This is a genomic window from Cupriavidus sp. CP313 (genome assembly GCF_054072015.1).
Genome location: NZ_JBSVZB010000097.1, coordinates 1 through 597 on the forward strand (window position 1 = coordinate 1; position 597 = coordinate 597).

Here is a 597-nt window from a genome sequence, read left to right on the forward strand (position 1 = left end):
CGCCTGCTGGGCAAGAAGACCATGGAGAACGAGATTCTGCGCGAGGCAGTGGAGGTGATGAAGTCGCGAAAATGGATTGCGCGCTCACCCTCATTGCCGGGGGACGACCTGTGAAGCGGGTCTGCGAAGTTCTCGGTGTAGCGCGCTCGAATGTGGCAGAGAAGCTGACTCGTCCTGCAGATTGGCAGGATGGGCGCGGCGCCAGGCAAACCGACGATGCAGGGTTGGTCGAGGAGATTCGCAATGCGGTCGCGCATCTGCCCAGCTACGGCTATCGCCGGGTCTGGGGTGTACTGCGCAGGGAGCGCGAGCGCCACAGTGCACCGCCCGTCAACGTGAAACGGGTCTATCGGGTCATGCATGTGCACGGCCTGCTGTTGCAACGCAGAGCGGTTCCGCCGAGGCCTCAGCGCCGGCATGACGGCAAGGTTGCTGTAGAGAAAACCAATCAGCGCTGGTGCTCTGACGGCTTTGAGTTCCGCTGCGACAACGGCGAGCCACTGCGCGTGACGTTCGCCCTGGACTGCTGCGACCGCGAGGCGATGAGCTGGGCGGCGACCACCGGTGGGCATAGCGGTGACGTGGTCCGCGACGTGA

At 64.0% G+C, this 597-nt stretch carries 1 pseudogene; it reads left to right on the top strand.

The annotated features are described in order from the left end of the window. A pseudogene (locus ACW4E8_RS41055) lies at positions 1-597 on the top strand (IS3 family transposase); the annotation flags it as partial.